This window comes from Vibrio cyclitrophicus (assembly GCF_024347435.1).
Lineage (GTDB): Bacteria > Pseudomonadota > Gammaproteobacteria > Enterobacterales > Vibrionaceae > Vibrio > Vibrio cyclitrophicus.
In genome coordinates, this window is sequence record NZ_AP025480.1 from 2,189,186 (window position 1) to 2,207,423 (window position 18,238).

Sequence of the window (18,238 nt, forward strand, 5' to 3'; positions counted from 1 at the left end):
AAGTAGGCTACAGTCCTGAGTTTACTCGCTCACGTAGCTCTTTACCTGGTTTAAAGTGAGGAACGTATTTACCTTCCAACTCAACCTTGTCACCAGTTTTAGGATTACGTCCAACACGAGGTTCACGGTAATGCAGAGAAAAACTGCCAAAGCCGCGAATTTCGATTCGATCACCACTTTCTAGTGTTGAAGCCATGTGCTCTAAAATGTCTTTTACAGCGTCTTCAATTTCTTTTGCAGAAAGATGCGTTTGCTCAGCGCATAGTCTTTCAATCAATTCAGACTTAGTCATAGTTACCCTCGTTGGTTTTCTTTTTAGAAATTATAGACCTATCGGAAAAATAAGCAAAAAAAAAGGAGCCTTACGGCTCCTTTCTTGGCTAGATAGCTATAATTCTCTTAATGAGAAGCTATTATTCGCCTTTAGCAGCTTTGAATGCGTCTGCCATTGCGTTACCGAACGCGCCTTCTTCAGACTTGTTCAGTGAAGCCATTGCTTCTTGCTCATCAGCTTCATCTTTAGCTTTGATAGATAGGTTGATTACGCGGTTCTTACGGTCTACACCAGTGAACTTCGCTTCAACGCTGTCGCCAACGCTTAGGATTAGAGATGCATCTTCGATACGGTCGCGAGAAACTTCAGAAGCGCGGATGTAACCTTCAACGCCTTCGATTAGCTCGATAGTAGCGCCTTTCGCGTCAACTGCAGTAACAGTACCGTTTACAAGAACACCTTTCTTGTTGTCAGCAACGTATGCGTTGAACGGGTCGTTTTCCATTTGCTTAACGCCAAGAGAAATACGCTCACGCTCTGCATCTACTGCTAGAACAACAGCAGAGATTTCGTCGCCTTTCTTGTATTCACGTACAGCTTCTTCGCCTGCAGCGTTCCAAGAAATGTCAGATAGGTGTACTAGACCGTCGATACCGCCTTCTAGACCGATGAAGATACCAAAGTCAGTGATAGACTTGATCTTACCAGTAACTTTGTCGCCCTTAGCTTGCATCTCTGCAAATGACTGCCATGGGTTAGCTTTACACTGTTTCAGACCTAGAGAGATACGACGACGCTCTTCGTCGATATCAAGAACCATAACCTCAACTTCGTCGCCAACATTAACAACTTTAGAAGGGTGGATGTTCTTGTTAGTCCAATCCATTTCAGAAACGTGTACTAGACCTTCAACGCCTTCTTCGATTTCAACGAAGCAGCCGTAGTCAGTTAGGTTTGTAACACGACCAGAAAGCTTGTGACCTTCTGGGTAACGCTTAGCGATTGCTACCCATGGATCTTCGCCTAGTTGCTTAAGACCTAGTGAAACACGAGTGCGCTCACGATCGAACTTAAGAACTTTAACTAGGATTTCGTCACCAACGTTAACGATCTCTGATGGGTGCTTAACGCGCTTCCAAGCCATATCTGTGATATGTAGAAGACCGTCAACACCGCCAAGGTCAACGAATGCACCGTAGTCAGTAAGGTTCTTAACGATACCTTTAACTTCAGTACCTTCTTGTAGAGTTTCAAGAAGTTCGTCACGCTCAACACTGTTTTCAGATTCGATAACAGCACGACGAGAAACAACAACGTTGTTACGCTTCTGGTCTAGCTTGATTACTTTGAACTCTAGCTCTTTGTTTTCTAGGTGAGCAGTGTCACGGATAGGACGTACGTCTACTAGAGAACCTGGAAGGAAAGCACGGATACCGTTAAGTTCAACAGTGAAACCGCCTTTAACTTTACCGTTGATGATACCAACAACAGTTTCAGCTTCTTCACAAGCTTTCTCAAGTACGATCCAAGCTTCGTGGCGCTTAGCTTTCTCACGAGAAAGTTGAGTCTCACCGAAACCATCTTCAACAGCGTCTAGAGCTACGTCTACTTCAGCACCAACTTCAACTTCAAGTTCGCCAGCAGCGTTCTTGAATTGTTCAGCAGGGATAGCAGATTCAGACTTAAGACCAGCATCTACAAGAACGAAACCGTTCTCGATAGCTACTACAGTACCTTTAACGATGCTGCCTTGTTGGAATTCAGTTTCAGATAGAAACTCTTCAAAGAGTTGAGCAAAAGATTCAGTCATTATTTAATCTTCAATAATTAAACGTCCATGGGTATCCTACCGCATGGGGTTGATAAATTCGCCGGTCATCATCCTTGCGACCAACGTTCGTACTAGCTCGGCGAAATTACCCAGCCAGTTTCGATTCAATATAGTGTAGTGCTTTTTCTACTACCTGCTCAATATTCATTGAGGTGGAATCAAGCACTAGAGCATCCTCTGCAGGGCGAAGTGGCGCCACTGGGCGATTACGATCTCTATCGTCTCGCTCTTGGATCTCGCTCAAAAGGTCGTCAAATTTAACATCTAACCCCTTCTGTTGCAACTGTTTAAGGCGGCGACTCGCACGCTCTTCAGCACTTGCATCTAAAAATATTTTGGCTTCAGCTTCAGGAAACACAACAGTTCCCATATCACGGCCATCAGCAACTAAACCTGGAGCAGCATTGAATGCGCGTTGACGACGAAGCAGTGCTTCACGAACGCGAGGTAAGGCAGCCACTTTTGAAGCCGCCATACCAGTCTCTTCCTTACGAAGCTCACCAGACACATCTTCACCTTCAAGGATAACCTTAACCAAATCGCCTTCAGCAATAAACTGAACATCTAGATGGGTCGCAAGCGGCACCAAAACATCTTCTGATTCAGTACCCACACCATGGTGAATTGCTGCTAAAGCCAATACGCGATAGATAGCACCTGAGTCTAGAAGATGAAAGCCTAGCTTATCTGCTAGTAACATACACAGGGTACCTTTACCTGCACCACTTGGTCCATCAACCGTAATCACTGGGCTTTGAGAAGGCATCTTTTACTCCACGTTTTGTCGTAAGTTTTATTATGTACTAGCAATTAGCCACTACTTTGTAGGCGGCATATTATAGAGAAAAATTGAAAGTCGAGCGAGGTAAATCTCAGATAATTCAAACTTGATGATGCATCAACGAATGCAACCGACTCAATATCAATCACCTTAGGTCAATAAGACTCGCACCGGCTTTGTCTTGATATAAAAAAGCCCCGTCATTGACGAGGCTTAGAGATCTTGTATGGAGACTCAAAGAAGCTTAACCAATAATGGCACGAACCGCTTCCAAATCTTCTGGAGTATCCACGCCAGCTGCAGGAGCTTCCATTGCTACGTCTACGTGAATTTTCTCGCCGTACCAAAGCACTCTCAATTGCTCCAAGCACTCTATACGTTCTAGCGTACTAGGCTCCCAATTAATGTACGTATTGATAAACCCAGCTCGGTAAGCATAGATACCAATGTGTCGTAGTAAAGGAGACTTCGCAGCGGTGCCATTGTTAGCGTAAGCATCGCGATCCCAAGGGATGGTTGCTCGGCTAAAATACAGAGCGTAACCGTCTTTGTCGGTCACAACTTTAACAGCATTTGGATTAAACACTTCATCAGCATGAGTAATTTCCACACCGAGTGTTGCCATTGGTGCTGTGCTGTTCGCGAGGTTATTCGCAACCTGATTAATAATCGCAGGTGGGATTAGTGGCTCATCCCCCTGAACATTCACGATAATATGGTCATCAGGAATGTTCATCACTTCAATCACTTCAGCTAAACGCTCTGTACCTGATTCGTGATTCGGAGATGTCATACAAACGGTCGCACCAAATGCTTTAACCGCTTTCTCAACTCGAGCGTCATCGGTAGCGATAATAACGTTATCAGCACCCGCCTTCATTGACTGCTCGTAAACCCATTGTATCATCGGCTTTCCACCAATATCAGCCAATGGTTTTCCTGGCAAACGGCTCGATTGATATCTTGCCGGAATGACAACCGTAAACGACATTATTTACCCTCATCCATTGAAACGGTGCGAGCTTCAGGTTCTAAAAGAACAGGAATACCCTCTTTAATTGGGTAAGCAAGGCGATCAATTTTACAAACAAGCTCTTGCTTATCCTTGTCAAAAGTTAGTTTACCTTTACATACAGGGCAAGCAACGATCTCAAGCAGACGGTGATCCATAGTATTCCATAACCTCTTTTATTCTTTTTAAAATTTGCTGTTGCGAATCTTCATCGAACTGCGCAGATACCGGAAGATACCACCAGTTCTCTTGCGCATATTCTTCGCATTTTACAGCGTCTTTTTCTGTCATAATCATATTCATACCTTTCTTTGCTAAGGCATAAAGTTCATCTTTATCGAAATCTTGATGGTCGGCGAAACCCTGTGTGAAAACCACATCACCATCAAGATCTTCTAATGTTTTAAAAAAGCGCGGTGGATGACCAATACCAGCAAAAGCCACCAGCTTTTGCAATTTTTCTACTGGTACTTTCTGACCCGTCTTAAGGTTAACAGCTTGGCTTGGTAGCAAAGACATAGAGAACTCCCGTCCCTGCACTTCACCGCCATTGTTAACCAAAAAGTCTACGTCATCTAAACGAGATACTGGCTCTCTTAACGGACCCAAAGGAATGAGGCATTCACTACCAAAGCGTCTCGCACCATCGATAACCGCAAACTCAATATCGCGTTCAAGTGCATAATGCTGAAGGCCATCATCAGTGATAATGACATTAACACCTTCATTCAATAAAGCTTTCACCGCGTTTGCACGCACAGGGTCAACCGCTACAGGCGCACCCGTTCGCTTTCTGATTAAACGAGGTTCATCACCAGAATGTTCAGCCGGCGTGCTCTCATCCAACACTAACGGGTAGCTTGGTGCTTTTGCCCCATAGCCTCGGGAAACGACTCCGGGTTTAAAGCCGTTAGCCTGCAGCATCTCGACCAACCAAATCACAACCGGTGTTTTACCATTGCCACCAGCAGTAATATTACCAACAACAATCACAGGCAATGGTGGACGGTAGGTCTCTTTTTTCCTCGATAGATAAGCGTCACGACGTCGGCTACTGATCATTTTGAACAGCAAACTCAATGGCCATAATAACGGCCAGAGAATGTATTTTAACGGGTGATTGTTAAACCAAATCTTTTCGATCACAACAAGACCTAATCTTATCCGCTAAACTGAATTCGGTGCAGTTGAGCATAAGCGCCATCATGTGCAATTAGCTCAGCGTGTGCACCTCTTTCGACAATGTGACCGTCATCAACCACTAAAATCTCATCAGCTTGCTCGATGGTCGATAGTCGGTGAGCGATCACCAGTACTGTTTTGTCTTTTTGTAGCTCTTCTAGGGCAGATTGAATGGCTCTTTCTGATTCTGTATCCAGTGCAGACGTTGCTTCATCAAGAATCAACACAGGGGCATCTCTCAATAAAGCTCGTGCAATCGCAATCCGCTGTCTTTGTCCACCAGAAAGACTCGCACCATTCTCACCTACAACCGTATCAATGCCATTTTCCATGCCCTCAATAAACTCACTCGCATGAGCAAGTTTAGCCGCGTGTTCAATCTGTTCGCGAGAATATTTTTCTTCAGCTGCATACGCGATGTTGTTCGCTACCGAGTCGTTAAACAAGTGCACATTCTGAGAAACAAGGGCAAAGTGCTCACGTAGATTCCTCAATTCGTAATCACGAATATCATGTCCATCAAGTTCGATAGAGCCTGAATCTACGTCATAAAAACGAGTAAACAGGTTGGCAATGGTACTCTTGCCCGAACCTGAACGCCCAACAAGTGCAACCGTTTTACCTTTGGGAATTTTGAAACTCACCTTGTCGAGTGCTGGTTTCTCTGCTCCGTCATAGGTAAAAGTCACATCTTTAACCGCAACTTCACCCGTTACCGTTTCAGGCTTCAACGTACCTTTATTTTGCTCTGTATCTAGATCCATCAAACCAAATAGAGTGGTACTTGCTGCCATACCACGTTGGAATTCAGACGTTACGTTGGTTAATGCTTTTAGCGGACGCAGTAAACCAAACATTGCAGAGAAGACAACGGTAAACGTACCAGGGGTAAGCTCAGCTTTAATAGAGTCAACACTAGCAAGGAATAGAACAACAACAATCGCCACTGACGCGATCATCTGAATGATTGGGTTAGCAGCCGCTTGAGCAGTGATTAGTTTCATGCTTTGTTGGCGCATTTGATTACTAACTTTATCAAAGCGATGTTTTTCTAGGTCTTGACCACCGTAAGTTAGAACCACTTTATGCCCTTTCAGCATTTGTTCAGCTGAAGAAGCAACATGACCCATACTGGTTTGCATATTCTTGGAGATCTTTCTGAATCGCTTCGATACGATACTGATCGCCCACGCGACAAGAGGCGCTACAGCGAATAACACCAAAGACAACTGCCAACTATTCCAGAACATCAGCGTCAGTAAGCCAATAATACTTGCACCTTCACGAACAATACTGACTAACGCTTTACTGGTGGCAGCAGACACTTGTTCTGAATCGTACGTAATTCGAGATAACAATGCGCCTGTCTGTTCTTTATCAAAGAAAGAAACCGGCATATGCATGAAATGGCTAAAGATTTTTCGACGAATTTCCATCACCACATTGCCAGAGACCCAGCTCAAGCAATAGGTTGACACAAAACCACTGACGCCACGAACGAACATCATGACAAAGATGATAATTGGAAGCGTGCGTAAAAAGTCAGATTCAGCATTACCAAAGCCTTCATCAAGTAACGGCTTTAGTAAGGAAATCATATAGGTATCAGAGACGGCATTTATAATAAGCGCAATAACCGCAACACCTAGGCCTGCCTTATATAGTCGAATATAAGTCCAAAGTCTTTTAAATGTGACCCAGGTAGTTTCATCTGTTTGTGTTGACATAGAATCGCTTAATTTTCTCACAATAATCTATCTATTCTACTCCCTTACGAAGCATCTGCCTATACCACTGCCCGCCTTGTTGTTCTCTAATCGCATGATATTGCCAACCTTCTTCACTAAGAGTGATGGTTATTTGCCCACTCTCTCCAGTATCAAGCCAAACACTCCCCGCCTCTTTATACCGTCCGACAACTGATTCGTTCGGCATTCCCCATTGATTACCTTTGGCCAGAGAAGCTATCGCTAGTTGAGGAGATACGGCTTTAATAAAGGACTTGATCGACGATGAGTCACTACCGTGATGTGGAACCAACATGACATCACTTCGAAGTTGGTCACCTTCACGAGAAAGTAACCACTCACTGACCAATTCAATATCACCAGTGAGCAACATTGAGAACTCTGAAGCGGGAGCAGAAAGCCTTACGACACACGAATGTGGGTTGTACGCCCTCTTCGCTCTTTGAGGTGGCCATAAAACCTTAAAATCGACACCTTGCCAGTTCCAACTTTCTCCGAGAATACATGCTTGAAGATTAAGCTGGGCTTGAGTATTAAGATGAGTTTGTTCATTGAAACTCTGACTGACCCTTACCCACTTTGGCGTGTAGTTTTCAAGTAACGCCGGATAGCCACCAGCATGGTCGGAATCAAAATGGCTAACAATAACACCGTCCAATTCATGAATTCCCCTCTGATTTAAAGTAGGGATCAGTAAAGACTCTACAATTGAGCCCCCAGGCCACACGTTACCAAGGTCATAGACTACAACTTGAGTGTTCTTTTCCAAAACCAAAGACAGTCCATGTCCAACATCCAAAATATCAATTCTTAATGTGTCATGCTTGAACTTGCCAAACTCCCACCACAATACAAAGACTATAACGACAAATATCGATAACGTTCGTTGGAGGTATCGGCTACAAAAACCGAAAAACAAGATGAGTAATACAGATAGCTCAATGGTGTGGTTATCAACTTGAATCCAAAACCTTTCCGAAAATGGCAGGCTAAAGACAAGGGGCTCAAGCGACAAATCAACCAGCTCCCACAAATGACCAGCAAAGCCCTTGCCTAACAACTCCCACTCGCTTGCTAACAACACTGATCCACTTGCACCGAATACCGACTCAGATAAGAAACTGATAAACATTGCCAAAAACAATAATGGAATCGTTACCAACGATACCCAAGGCAGAAGTAGTAAGTTATAGAAAACCGAGATCAGGCTAACCCCTTCAAAGAACAACATAGAAAAGGGAGCGATAAGTATTGTCAGCATTAGCTGTATTTTGATGAGTTGTAATACTCGGCTCGTAAGCGTGACATCTAAAGAAGATGGGGCATTGTTTGAAGCAATATAGAGAACAGCGCCCAAGGCACCAAAGGACAACCAAAAGCTACTCGACAATGCTGAGAATGGCCAAATCAATAAGACCACGCACAGACTTAAAGCCACATAACGGACCAAGCTGATATTTTGACCACGCCACAAGAAATAGCTTGCGATAACACACATCACAAGCGCCCTTAACGTCGGTAATGTAAAGCCAGCAAACCAACTGTAAAAGTACGCCAACCCTAACCCGAACAGTGTAGGTAGCCAAAGAAGCTGAGGGGATAATAATCTAACTAACTTCCCCAACTGATAACCAATGCCGAAGGCTATACTGATATGCAATCCAGAAATAGCCATCAAGTGAATCAACCCACTGCTTTTAAGCAAATCCCATCGCTGGGGCGGAATAAGGTCTCGATAACCAAAACTCAACGCCATAATGAGGTCGGCATTCGCTAGTTGGCTCAATCTTTCTAAACTGCTTTCAAACCACTGAGAACGTAAGTTGGTGCTTGAGTGAATTCGATATTTAGTCTCTGCTCGGTAACTTGCGTTGGCCACCACTCCAGCACTAAACAGATGCTTTTCGAGATCAAAGCCCGCTTCATTGAGTTTGCCCCATACGGGCTTTATTGACATCGATAAATAGACACGGTCTCCAAGCGTTAACTTGAATGGAGTAAATAATCTCAGTTTTATCAATTGAGGGAAGATTAATTTTTCGCCGCCAATTGATCTAGCTACTATTACGCTTTCAAAACCATGGCTATTTTCACTAAAAAGGCTAACAACTGACGCATTTATGGTAGTATTCTGCCCTGATTGAAATAATCGACTTGTCTGCATTTCAATCACATTCCCTAGACAGATAACTAGTATCAAGGCTGTTACTGAACCTCTTGCTCTCCGGAAAACGCTATACTTTGTTGATGCTAAAAGTAACAACAGCATCAATGGTGCCCAAACCCAATGTGGCATCACAGGCCAAAAGCTAGCTGACACAACTGTCACAGCGAATGAAATCAAGAACCAAGAGTTAAACAAGAGAGTAGCTTCCTCCTATGCCAAGAAAGTTTATTAAACGATTTATGCCTGACCATGAGCTAATCAAGCGTCAGAAAGCATTGAAAGTTTTTGGCAATGTTTTGTACAACCCCAACTTATGGTGCCTTAATCGTCGCTCTGCGGCTGGTGCGTTTGCTGTTGGGTTATTCATGGCGTTTGTCCCTCTTCCAAGTCAAATGATTATGTCTGCTGGTCTTGCTGTCGCATGTGGCGTGAACCTACCTTTGGCCGTCGCACTCGTTTGGATCAGCAACCCGGTCACCATGCCAGTACTCTTCTACTTTGCTTATAAAGTCGGAGCGTTTGTGATGCATGTTCCGCCTCAAGCTTTTCATTTCGAACTGTCTTGGGATTTCATCTTGGCGCAAATGAGCACAATCGGGCCACCATTCTTACTGGGTTGTCTGATTTGTGGTGTGGTTTCAGCAATGATTGGCTACTTTGGTATTCGAGGTTTATGGCGTTACTCAGTAGTAAGAAGTTGGAAGAAGCGACAAGCAAGGTATTGAACCTATACTCATTTACTCGTTATTTTAAACGGACAACAGTAAAAATCAGATGAGTCACGGATCTCTACAAGATTGCTATGTAATCAGAGTTGTAAATATTACAGTTTGAATTCAATAAAAAAGGATCCCGCTAGGGATCCTTTTTTATATCTGTCGAAGTGCGGCTTATTCCTTATTAAGAACCAAGGCTATTAATAAGACATGTTATTTTGAACTAAGCACCGCTGCTGGGTTCAACTTAGCCGCTCGTGATGCTGGGTACCACGTAGCCAGTAGGCTCAGAACAATAGCAGTACCAGAAACGACAACAACATCTGTCATATCGAGCTGCGAAGGCAAGAAGTCGACAAAATAGATATCACCGGACAAAAATTGGTGATCAATAAGCTTCTCAAGCCCTTTGATAATAGTCGTTAGATTAAGCGCGACTAAGACACCTATCGCACTGCCAATTAAGCTACCTAATACGCCCGAAAACACGCCCTGCCAAACAAAAATGCGTTTCACAAGTCCATCCGATGCGCCCATGGTTCTTAAAATGGCAATTTCTGATGCTCTGTCTTTTACTGCCATCATTAGAGTCGAGACAATATTGAAACAAGCCACACCGATAACCAGTACCATTACTAGATACATGATGGTGCGAACCAACTGAATATCGCGGTATAAGAAACCAAACTTCTGTTGCCAGCTGCGAAGATACACATACACGTCAAGCTGATTGCCAACTTCACGCACAATCGAGTTTGCATTCAGAACATCGATCACTTTTAAAGAAACCCCAGTCACTGCCTCCCCTAAGTTAGCGTAAACTTGAGCATCGCCAATAGGGATTAGAGCCAAGCTGTGGTCTATTTGGCCATTTAGAGTCAGCAAGCCTACCACTTTAACGCGAACACGCTTTGGCGCCTGAACCTTCACAGAACCGTTTACCGTTGGAATCATCAAAGTCAGGTAATCACCCACTTTCGCACCCAACACATTCGCTACACCAGAGCCCAGAATGATCTGTTGTTGTCCTGCCTTAAACTCGCTCCAAGCTTGTTTATCGATAAAACTCGATAGGCTTGATACCTGTTGTTCAAGTTGTGGATCAACACCGCGAACTTCAATTGCTTTGAGCTCTTTGCCTTTTTCGGCAAGCGCAGTAATTTTCACATAAGGCGCAGCCGCTACCACATCATCATGTTGGGTCGCTTGCTCGATCACATGCTCCCAACGTGTCACAGGTTCATTGACTCCCTCAAATTCTCCATGCGGGATAACAGAAAGTACTCGGGACTGCAGTTCACGCTCAAAGCCATTCATCGCAGATAAACCAATGATGATCACCGCGACGCCGACAGCAATACCGATCGTCGAAGACAAAGAGATGAACGAGACCATCTTGTCTCGTTGCTTTGCTCGACTAAATCGGCCGCCTATCAACAGAGATAAAGAAGAAAACACTTAGCTCTCCTCTTTTTCTACGTTAACCAATAAACCGTCTTGCATGTGCAGTTGGCGGTCCATCTTACCCGCAAGCTCACCATCATGCGTTACAACCAAGAAAGCAGTATCGTATTCGTGGTTCAATTCGCGCATTAAGTCATAGATAGAGAGTGCGGTGTTGTGGTCGAGGTTACCTGTCGGCTCATCCGCTAACACTAACGCGGGTTTGTTAACTAAAGCTCGTGCAATCGCCACTCGTTGTCTTTCACCACCAGAAAGCTCTGAAGGTCGGTGGTCGACACGATGACTTAGCCCCACTTTATCTAGTAAACGTTGTGCTTCTTCTTTTGCTTTAGCTGGTTTCTCGCCTCCAATAAGCAGAGGCATTGCCACATTTTCCAACGCTGAAAAGTCCGAAAGAAGGTGATGGAATTGATAAACAAAGCCGAGATGTTGGTTGCGAAGCTTCGCCTGCTTATTCGAACTCAAAGATGCTAAGTCTTGCCCGAGAAAGCTCACACTGCCCGCCGAAGCATCATCTAACGCACCAAGGATATGCAGTAAGGTACTTTTACCGGAACCAGAGGTACCAATGATAGCAACCAATTCACCTTTTTCGATTTCAAAGCTGACTCCCTTAAGAACCTCTGTATCCAACGAGCCTTCACGGTACGTTTTACGGATATCATTACATTGAAGAAAATTACTCATAACGAAGGGCCTCAGCAGGTTTCACAGATGATGCACGATAAGAAGGGAACACAGTGGCAATCAGGCTAAGTGCAATAGCCAACACCACAACAACGGCGATTTGAACTGGGTTGATCATGATTGGCAGTTGCCCACCAAACGAGAACAGAGCCACGCCCATCGCTTCTAAAATAGTATTTAGGTTCATGGCTAAGATAATACCTAATACACCACCAGATAACGCGCCAATAACGCCACTGCTGGCACCTTGAACCATGAAAATCCCCATCACTTGACCATCGGTCATGCCTTGGGTTTTAAGAATAGCCACTTCAGACTGTTTCTCCATCACCACCATGATAAGTGCGGAGATAATATTGAATGCAGCAACACCAATGATCAGCCCAAGCATCAAACCCATCATGTTTTTTTCCATGCGAACGGCTTGGAATAGTTCACCGCGTTGATCACGCCAGTCGCTCCATACCCAACCTTCAGGCAGAGGCTGGTTTGATAATTTTGCTACTTCAAACGGGTCATCAAAAAACAGTCGCCAACCTGAAATCGTGTCAGACTTGTAACGCATCAAACGCCCGGCATCTTGGATATCTGTCACCATCAATTGAGCATCGATATCAGATCCCGTATTGAAAATACCCGCTACTGTGAAGTTTCTTTGACTTGGGATTCGTCCTAGAGGCGTATATTGGCTAGCACTGGTCACCATTAGGCGAACTTTGTCACCCATAGATACTTTCAAGTTTCTCGCCAAAGTATGGCCAAGGAACAACTGATACTGACCCGCTTTCAGTGAAGACAATCTACCCGCAATCAAGTGGTTCTGAAGAGGGTCATCTGAATTAGGTTCGATGCCAATCAAAAGGCCTGCAGACAGTTGAGCCGGACTTTGAATTACCGCCTCACTGCGTACAATCGGCTCAACATGACCATTGAGAGAAATCTGCTCTGCAAAGCTTGGCGCTTGTTCAGAAAAAGAGGTCGTCCCTCCTTGCTCATAAACCACAGCTTGAGGAAGAACGCCAAGAATTCGGTCTTTTAACTGCGCTTCGAATCCATTCATTACCGATAAAACAGTAATCAGAGACAGCACACCAATGGTGATACCTGCTGTCGACATATAAGAAACAAAACGGCTAAAGCGATCACCTGAACGGCCTTTCAAATAACGCAGGCCAACAAACACTGAAATAGGATGAAACATACTTTGAACCATCAAAAAGGGATGCGGGTTAATGTAACGGGTATTGCTGTTACTGTGTAGGGGGTAATTGAAAATATAGAGTGAATTAACTCAATTAGTTAGGCTTGAAAAACAGAACCTTGTCAAATCGACAAATTTCAAACAACTATTTAGGACTTTCAATTAACTGACCTTGATTACTGCGGCCACATAGCGATAATCAATAGATCACTTCAAGGAACTAACGCATGACAGAACAAGAGTTTTTCACCGTTCACCACAGCCTTACTGCTAATATAGAGCCAATGGAAAGTAACTTCACTTTACCCTCTCAAATTCAGTTCGAATCCGAGATCCCTGCTCCCTTTGTTGTGGCAAGTGAATTTAGCCAGTTGGACCTGTTAGCCGACAGTGCTCGTGCTGAACTGAAAAATAGCGACTTGAAGAATATCACCAGCTTATTAGACGCGCAAAACTCTAAGTTAAACCTCTTGTTGAGCTTCATGTTATCGCAACAAGATGATGAGAAGTTTCGAACTCACACCTACTCATTCGGTGCGAGTCAGTTTTCCTGTTTTTCAAAAGCAGACATAGAACCGGGTCGTTTGGTAAAAGCCAAGCTTTTTTTAGAACACCCAGCGGCTGCCATTTATTGTTATGCGGAAGTGTTTGCTAGCGAAGCTAAAGATTCAGGTTTCGAAATCAAATTTAAATATGCTCACCTTCGCGATACAGACCAAGATCTGCTCATCAAAGCGGCGCTTCATCAACAGCAAAAGCTCTTGCGTCAACGCTCTTTAGAACGAGATAACAAGTAAATAAACATGACTAAACAATCTATTTTTACATTACCTACACTCAAAGGAGCCGGTGACAAAAAGCACATCGGTAACCTCGTTGGTTCGTCTCTCGCTCTTGCCATTGCCAAACTCGCAGAGCAACACAATAGCCATACTTTATTGGCTGTTCCGGACCCACAAATTGCGCTTAAACTTCAATCTGAAATTGAACAATTTACAGCGGCAGAAGTTGCTCTATTTCCTGATTGGGAAACACTACCATACGACAGCTTCTCGCCACACCAAGAGATCATTTCTGACCGTATCGCGCGCCTTTATGCACTACCGACACTAAAAGATGGCATCACGATCGTTCCGATCAGCACGCTACTGCAGCGTCAGTCGCCGCGTGACTTTTTGTTACAACACACTCTAATGGTAAAAACAGGCGATCTGTACTCGTTAGAGAAACTGCGTCTTCAACTTGAAAAGTCGGGCTATCGCTACGTTGATCAGGTATTTGGCCCTGGTGAATACGCAAGCCGTGGTTCGATTCTTGACCTGTTCCCGATGGGCAGTAAAGATCCTTATCGTATCGACTTTTTCGATGACGAAATCGACACAATTCGTACTTTCGATCCTGAGAACCAACGATCGATCGAAGACATTTCCGAGATCCGACTGCTGCCTGCTCACGAGTTCCCAACCTCAGAAAGTGCCATTGAAGATTTCCGCATTCGCTGGCGTCAACAGTTCGATGCCCGCCGCGAACCAGAATCTGTCTACATGCAAGTTTCTAAAGGCACTTGGCCTGCTGGTATTGAATATTGGCAGCCCCTGTTTTTCGAGCATACCGAAACCTTATTCGACTATGTTGCCGACGAAGCGCAAATCTTAATTCTCGGTGATGTCGAAACTGCAGTTGATGCTTTCCTAACCGACGTGGCTCACCGATACGAACAGCGCGGTGTCGATCCATTACGACCACTGCTGACACCTGAGCAACTTTGGCTGAAAAAAGACGAACTATTCGCGCATTTCAAACAGAAGCCACAGGTCAGTCTGAGCTTAGACACGATTGAAGAGAAAGCCGGACGTGTCAATTTACCTATTGCGCCTCTACCGGATCTCAGTGTTCAACATCAGAACAAAGAGCCACTCGCAAACCTAAGAAAGTTCACTGAAGCCTTCGACGGCAAAGTGGTCTTTTCGGTTGAGTCTGAAGGCCGCCGTGAAGCCCTAAGTGAATTGCTTCGAGGCATCAAAATTCGTCCAAGCGAAGTTGAAAACCTCGACGCGGCAATTAAAGGCAAAGACAAGTTCAGCCTGATCCTCGGTTCTGCTGAGCATGGCTTTATCCACGAAGAGCAAAATATCGCCCTGATCTGTGAAAGCGACCTGTTGGGTGATCGTGTTGTTCAGCGCCGCAAAAAAGACAAAAAAAGCGTTAACAGCGACACCGTCATCCGTCATTTGGCCGAACTTAAACCGGGTCAGCCCGTTGTTCACATTGACCACGGTATTGGTCGCTATATTGGCCTGCAAACATTAGAAGCCGGTGGAATGAAAACCGAATACGTAACGCTTGAGTATCAAAATGATGCCAAGCTCTACGTACCTGTTGCTTCTCTGAACTTAATCGGCCGCTACTCTGGTGGCGCTGAAGATTCTGCACCGCTACATAAACTCGGTGGTGAAGCCTGGCAGAAGGCTCGTAAACGAGCGGCAGAGAAAGTCCGTGACGTTGCAGCCGAACTGCTTGATGTTTACGCCAAGCGCGAGCTAAAACCTGGCTACAAGTTTGTACTCGACCGTGGCCAATACGCGACCTTCAAGTCGGGTTTCCCATTTGAAGAGACCGATGACCAAGCAATGGCGATCAATGCCGTTATGTCTGACATGTGCCAAGCAAAAGCAATGGATCGCTTAGTGTGTGGTGACGTTGGCTTTGGTAAAACCGAAGTCGCGATGCGCGCGGCATTCGTATGTACCGACAACAGCAAACAAGTGGCTGTGTTAGTACCAACGACGCTACTTGCTCAGCAACACTTTGAAAACTTCCGCGACCGTTTCGCGAACCAACCGATACGTGTCGAAGTGCTATCGCGATTTAAGTCGGCTAAAGAACAGAAATTGATCATGCAAGATGTCGCCGACGGTAAAGTCGACATCTTAGTGGGTACTCACAAGTTACTTTCTAGTGACCTCAAGTTTAAAGATCTTGGCTTGTTAGTCGTCGATGAAGAACACCGCTTCGGTGTGCGTCAGAAAGAGAAAGTGAAAGCCATGCGTGCGGATGTCGATATCCTAACGCTAACCGCCACACCTATTCCTCGTACATTAAACATGGCGATGAGCGGCATGCGTGACTTATCAATCATCGCAACACCACCAGCTCGACGCTTGGCGATAAAAACCTTCGTTCGCGAAAATGATGATGCCATCGTCAGAGAAGCGGTGCTGCGTGAAATCATGCGTGGTGGTCAAGTTTACTTCTTACACAATCAAGTAGACACCATTGAAAAGACGGCTGAGTCACTGCAAAAACTGATCCCAGAAGCACGTGTCACTGTTGCTCATGGTCAGATGCGAGAGCGAGAGCTAGAGCGCATCATGAATGACTTCTACCATCAACGCTTTAACTTGTTGGTTTGTACCACGATTATTGAAACCGGTATCGATGTACCTACGGCAAACACCATTTTGATGGACAGAGCCGATAACCTTGGTTTAGCACAATTGCACCAACTGCGTGGACGTGTGGGTCGTTCTCACCATCAAGCTTATGCTTACTTGCTAACGCCACATCCAAAAGCAATGACGAAAGATGCAATCAAGCGATTAGATGCGATTGCTTCTTTAGAAGACCTAGGCGCAGGCTTCACCCTCGCAACCCATGACTTAGAGATTCGTGGTGCAGGTGAGCTGTTAGGTGATGAACAGAGCGGTCAGATTCAGTCGGTCGGCTTTACGCTTTACATGGAAATGCTCGAACAAGCCGTTGAAGCATTGAAAGAGGGTCGAGAACCATCACTTGATGACTTATTGCGTGAACAAACAGAAATTGAGATGCGTCTACCTGCACTATTGCCAGACGATTATATCCCGGACATCAATACCCGCTTGTCTACGTACAAACGTATCGCGAGCGTAAGTGATACCGATGAGTTAGCCGAGTTGAAAGTCGAGTTAATTGATCGCTTCGGTCTTCTACCTGATGCAACCAAGAACTTGTTATCGGTTTCAGAGCTTAAATTATCCGCAGCGTCTATCAAGGTGAAGAAAATTGAGGCTCACGAAAAGGGTGGATTCTTAGAATTCTACCCAGACGCTGACATAAACCCAACCTACCTTGTTAAACTGTTGCAATCTCAACCGCAAAAGTTTTCAATGGAAGGACCAACTAAGTTCAAGTTTACGGTACCATTGGTCGACAGACGGAAACGAATTCAATTTGTTAGTGATCTATTGGGCGAATTCAGACAGAACTTACTGCCATCAGCATAAGACCCAATACACTTGCACATATAAATTATCCAACCGACAGATCGGTTGGAAGACGGAGTAAAAATGAAAAGACTGATCCCACTGCTACTATTGTTCGTCTCATTGCCAAGTTTGGCTCAGAGACAATTTGATATAGAAGTGATCATTTTTAAGCGCGCAGTTGATGCAGAGAAAGTGAACGAATCTTGGCCAAACACACAGCCTAAAATTTCACTTGAGCGCGTTGGTTCATTTCAAGACACCCAGTATCGAGCAAAGAAAGGTGTACAAATGCTTCCTTACTCGGAATATAAACTAACGCCTCAGAAAGACAAACTGCGTAAACACGCGGGGTTTGAAGTTCTAATGCATACGGCTTGGCGTCAAGGTGACCAAGGTAAGAGCTCTGCACCTGTTTTCCACATTCAAGCAGGTAAAGATTTTTCTAAAGAATTTAATGTCGATGGTTCTGAAAAAGGTGCGGTTACAACCACCACAGCTACCACGACAGGTGCTGATGGCTTCCAAGAAGAGACTATTGATAAGCCACTATACGAATTAGACGGCAAGCTACAAATCTACGTTCAGCATTACCTATACGCTGAAACGACATTGGATTTAAAAGCACCAAGTGTTCGTGAAGTGACTCTACAAGAACAACAAATCGAACTAGACTCACCAGTAAGCGGCGCAGAAAGCAATGTTCAAGTCGGTAACCTTACGGAGGTTTCACCTACCGTTGAAGTAGAAGAATTCCTCAAAAGCTACCGTATGGACCAAAAACGTCGTATGCGCAGTACAGAAACTCACTACCTAGACCATCCGCTTTTAGGTATGGTGATCCAAGTTCGCCGCGTAGCGCAGTAAGCTAATTGGCTTTGCCTAGAGGGCTATTTGATTCTTAGCGCTTTAGCTTGAGTTCTTGGGCCTA

15 protein-coding genes are annotated in these 18,238 nt (G+C 44.7%); 4 read left to right on the forward strand and 11 right to left on the reverse strand.

The window, feature by feature from the left end:
• Positions 1 to 7: 7 nt before the first annotated feature.
• The 8 genes from ihfB to OCW38_RS09605 form a co-directional block, all read right to left on the reverse strand.
• Positions 8 to 292 (reverse strand): integration host factor subunit beta, encoded by a 285-nt coding sequence (ihfB, locus tag OCW38_RS09570; RefSeq protein ID WP_010439923.1) that lies wholly within the window; start codon positions 290 to 292, stop codon positions 8 to 10.
• 121 nt (positions 293 to 413) lie between these two features.
• Complete coding sequence (gene rpsA / locus OCW38_RS09575) at positions 414 to 2,084, reverse strand: 30S ribosomal protein S1 (protein ID WP_010439921.1); 1,671 nt, start codon at positions 2,082 to 2,084, stop codon at positions 414 to 416.
• Between the two features lie 106 nt (positions 2,085 to 2,190).
• A complete protein-coding gene (gene cmk, locus OCW38_RS09580) occupies positions 2,191 to 2,871 on the reverse strand; it encodes a (d)CMP kinase (protein ID WP_261893842.1) in 681 nt (226 codons plus the stop codon).
• A 259-nt stretch (positions 2,872 to 3,130) separates the two neighbouring features.
• Positions 3,131 to 3,877: a 3-deoxy-manno-octulosonate cytidylyltransferase gene (gene kdsB, locus OCW38_RS09585; protein WP_010439916.1), complete on the reverse strand. Its 747-nt coding sequence runs from the start codon at positions 3,875 to 3,877 to the stop codon at positions 3,131 to 3,133.
• Complete coding sequence (locus OCW38_RS09590) at positions 3,877 to 4,056, reverse strand: Trm112 family protein (RefSeq protein ID WP_004736429.1); 180 nt, start codon at positions 4,054 to 4,056, stop codon at positions 3,877 to 3,879. The genes kdsB and OCW38_RS09590 overlap by 1 nt, the downstream gene beginning before the upstream one ends.
• Complete coding sequence (gene lpxK, locus OCW38_RS09595) at positions 4,037 to 5,044, reverse strand: tetraacyldisaccharide 4'-kinase (RefSeq protein ID WP_016788014.1); 1,008 nt, start codon at positions 5,042 to 5,044, stop codon at positions 4,037 to 4,039. The genes OCW38_RS09590 and lpxK overlap by 20 nt, the downstream gene beginning before the upstream one ends.
• Positions 5,045 to 5,058: 14 nt before the next feature.
• The gene (gene msbA / locus OCW38_RS09600; protein ID WP_010439908.1) at positions 5,059 to 6,807 is read right to left on the reverse strand and encodes a lipid A ABC transporter ATP-binding protein/permease MsbA; all 1,749 of its coding nucleotides are present in this window, start codon (positions 6,805 to 6,807) and stop codon (positions 5,059 to 5,061) included.
• Positions 6,808 to 6,838: 31 nt separating this feature from the next.
• Positions 6,839 to 8,992 (reverse strand): DNA internalization-related competence protein ComEC/Rec2, encoded by a 2,154-nt coding sequence (locus tag OCW38_RS09605; RefSeq protein ID WP_261893846.1) that lies wholly within the window; start codon positions 8,990 to 8,992, stop codon positions 6,839 to 6,841.
• A gap of 215 nt (positions 8,993 to 9,207) precedes the next feature.
• On the opposite strand from OCW38_RS09605, the gene OCW38_RS09610 reads away from it, so the two are divergent.
• Positions 9,208 to 9,720: a DUF2062 domain-containing protein gene (locus OCW38_RS09610; RefSeq protein ID WP_010439904.1), complete on the forward strand. Its 513-nt coding sequence runs from the start codon at positions 9,208 to 9,210 to the stop codon at positions 9,718 to 9,720.
• Between the two features lie 204 nt (positions 9,721 to 9,924).
• Here the strand turns inward: OCW38_RS09610 and lolE are convergent, their stop codons facing one another.
• Genes lolE through lolC form a run of 3 tightly spaced genes read right to left on the reverse strand, consistent with a single transcriptional unit; the run spans position 9,925 to position 13,063 of the window.
• A complete protein-coding gene (gene lolE, locus OCW38_RS09615; RefSeq protein WP_010439903.1) occupies positions 9,925 to 11,169 on the reverse strand; it encodes a lipoprotein-releasing ABC transporter permease subunit LolE in 1,245 nt (414 codons plus the stop codon).
• On the reverse strand, positions 11,170 to 11,862 hold the full coding sequence (lolD, locus tag OCW38_RS09620) for a lipoprotein-releasing ABC transporter ATP-binding protein LolD (protein WP_010439900.1): 693 nt from the start codon (positions 11,860 to 11,862) through the stop codon (positions 11,170 to 11,172).
• Complete coding sequence (lolC, locus tag OCW38_RS09625; RefSeq protein ID WP_016793332.1) at positions 11,855 to 13,063, reverse strand: lipoprotein-releasing ABC transporter permease subunit LolC; 1,209 nt, start codon at positions 13,061 to 13,063, stop codon at positions 11,855 to 11,857. The genes lolD and lolC overlap by 8 nt, the downstream gene beginning before the upstream one ends.
• A gap of 227 nt (positions 13,064 to 13,290) precedes the next feature.
• Here lolC and OCW38_RS09630 point away from each other — a divergent pair, with 227 nt between their 5' ends.
• From OCW38_RS09630 to OCW38_RS09640, 3 genes are all read left to right on the forward strand, one after another.
• Positions 13,291 to 13,860, forward strand: a complete 570-nt coding sequence (locus tag OCW38_RS09630) for a hypothetical protein (protein ID WP_016786288.1) — start codon at positions 13,291 to 13,293, stop codon at positions 13,858 to 13,860.
• 6 nt (positions 13,861 to 13,866) lie between these two features.
• Positions 13,867 to 17,328, forward strand: coding sequence for a transcription-repair coupling factor (gene mfd, locus OCW38_RS09635; protein ID WP_010439896.1), 3,462 nt, complete (start codon positions 13,867 to 13,869; stop codon positions 17,326 to 17,328).
• Positions 17,329 to 17,391: 63 nt separating this feature from the next.
• Complete coding sequence (locus OCW38_RS09640) at positions 17,392 to 18,174, forward strand: peptidoglycan binding protein CsiV (RefSeq protein WP_016768551.1); 783 nt, start codon at positions 17,392 to 17,394, stop codon at positions 18,172 to 18,174.
• Positions 18,175 to 18,238 lie beyond the last annotated feature (64 nt).

Excerpts from the sequence above, each read along its gene's own strand:
- ihfB (WP_010439923.1), bottom strand. The coding sequence starts at position 292 with ATGACTAAGTCTGAATTGATTGAAAGACTATGCGCTGAGCAAACGCAT.
- rpsA (WP_010439921.1), bottom strand. The coding sequence starts at position 2,084 with ATGACTGAATCTTTTGCTCAACTCTTTGAAGAGTTTCTATCTGAAACT.
- cmk (WP_261893842.1), bottom strand. The coding sequence starts at position 2,871 with ATGCCTTCTCAAAGCCCAGTGATTACGGTTGATGGACCAAGTGGTGCA.
- kdsB (WP_010439916.1), bottom strand. The coding sequence starts at position 3,877 with ATGTCGTTTACGGTTGTCATTCCGGCAAGATATCAATCGAGCCGTTTG.
- OCW38_RS09590 (WP_004736429.1), bottom strand. The coding sequence starts at position 4,056 with ATGGATCACCGTCTGCTTGAGATCGTTGCTTGCCCTGTATGTAAAGGT.
- msbA (WP_010439908.1), bottom strand. The coding sequence starts at position 6,807 with ATGTCAACACAAACAGATGAAACTACCTGGGTCACATTTAAAAGACTT.
- OCW38_RS09605 (WP_261893846.1), bottom strand. The coding sequence starts at position 8,992 with ATGCAGACAAGTCGATTATTTCAATCAGGGCAGAATACTACCATAAAT.
- OCW38_RS09610 (WP_010439904.1), top strand. The coding sequence starts at position 9,208 with ATGCCAAGAAAGTTTATTAAACGATTTATGCCTGACCATGAGCTAATC.
- lolD (WP_010439900.1), bottom strand. The coding sequence starts at position 11,862 with ATGAGTAATTTTCTTCAATGTAATGATATCCGTAAAACGTACCGTGAA.
- lolC (WP_016793332.1), bottom strand. The coding sequence starts at position 13,063 with ATGTTTCATCCTATTTCAGTGTTTGTTGGCCTGCGTTATTTGAAAGGC.
- OCW38_RS09630 (WP_016786288.1), top strand. The coding sequence starts at position 13,291 with ATGACAGAACAAGAGTTTTTCACCGTTCACCACAGCCTTACTGCTAAT.
- mfd (WP_010439896.1), top strand. The coding sequence starts at position 13,867 with ATGACTAAACAATCTATTTTTACATTACCTACACTCAAAGGAGCCGGT.
- OCW38_RS09640 (WP_016768551.1), top strand. The coding sequence starts at position 17,392 with ATGAAAAGACTGATCCCACTGCTACTATTGTTCGTCTCATTGCCAAGT.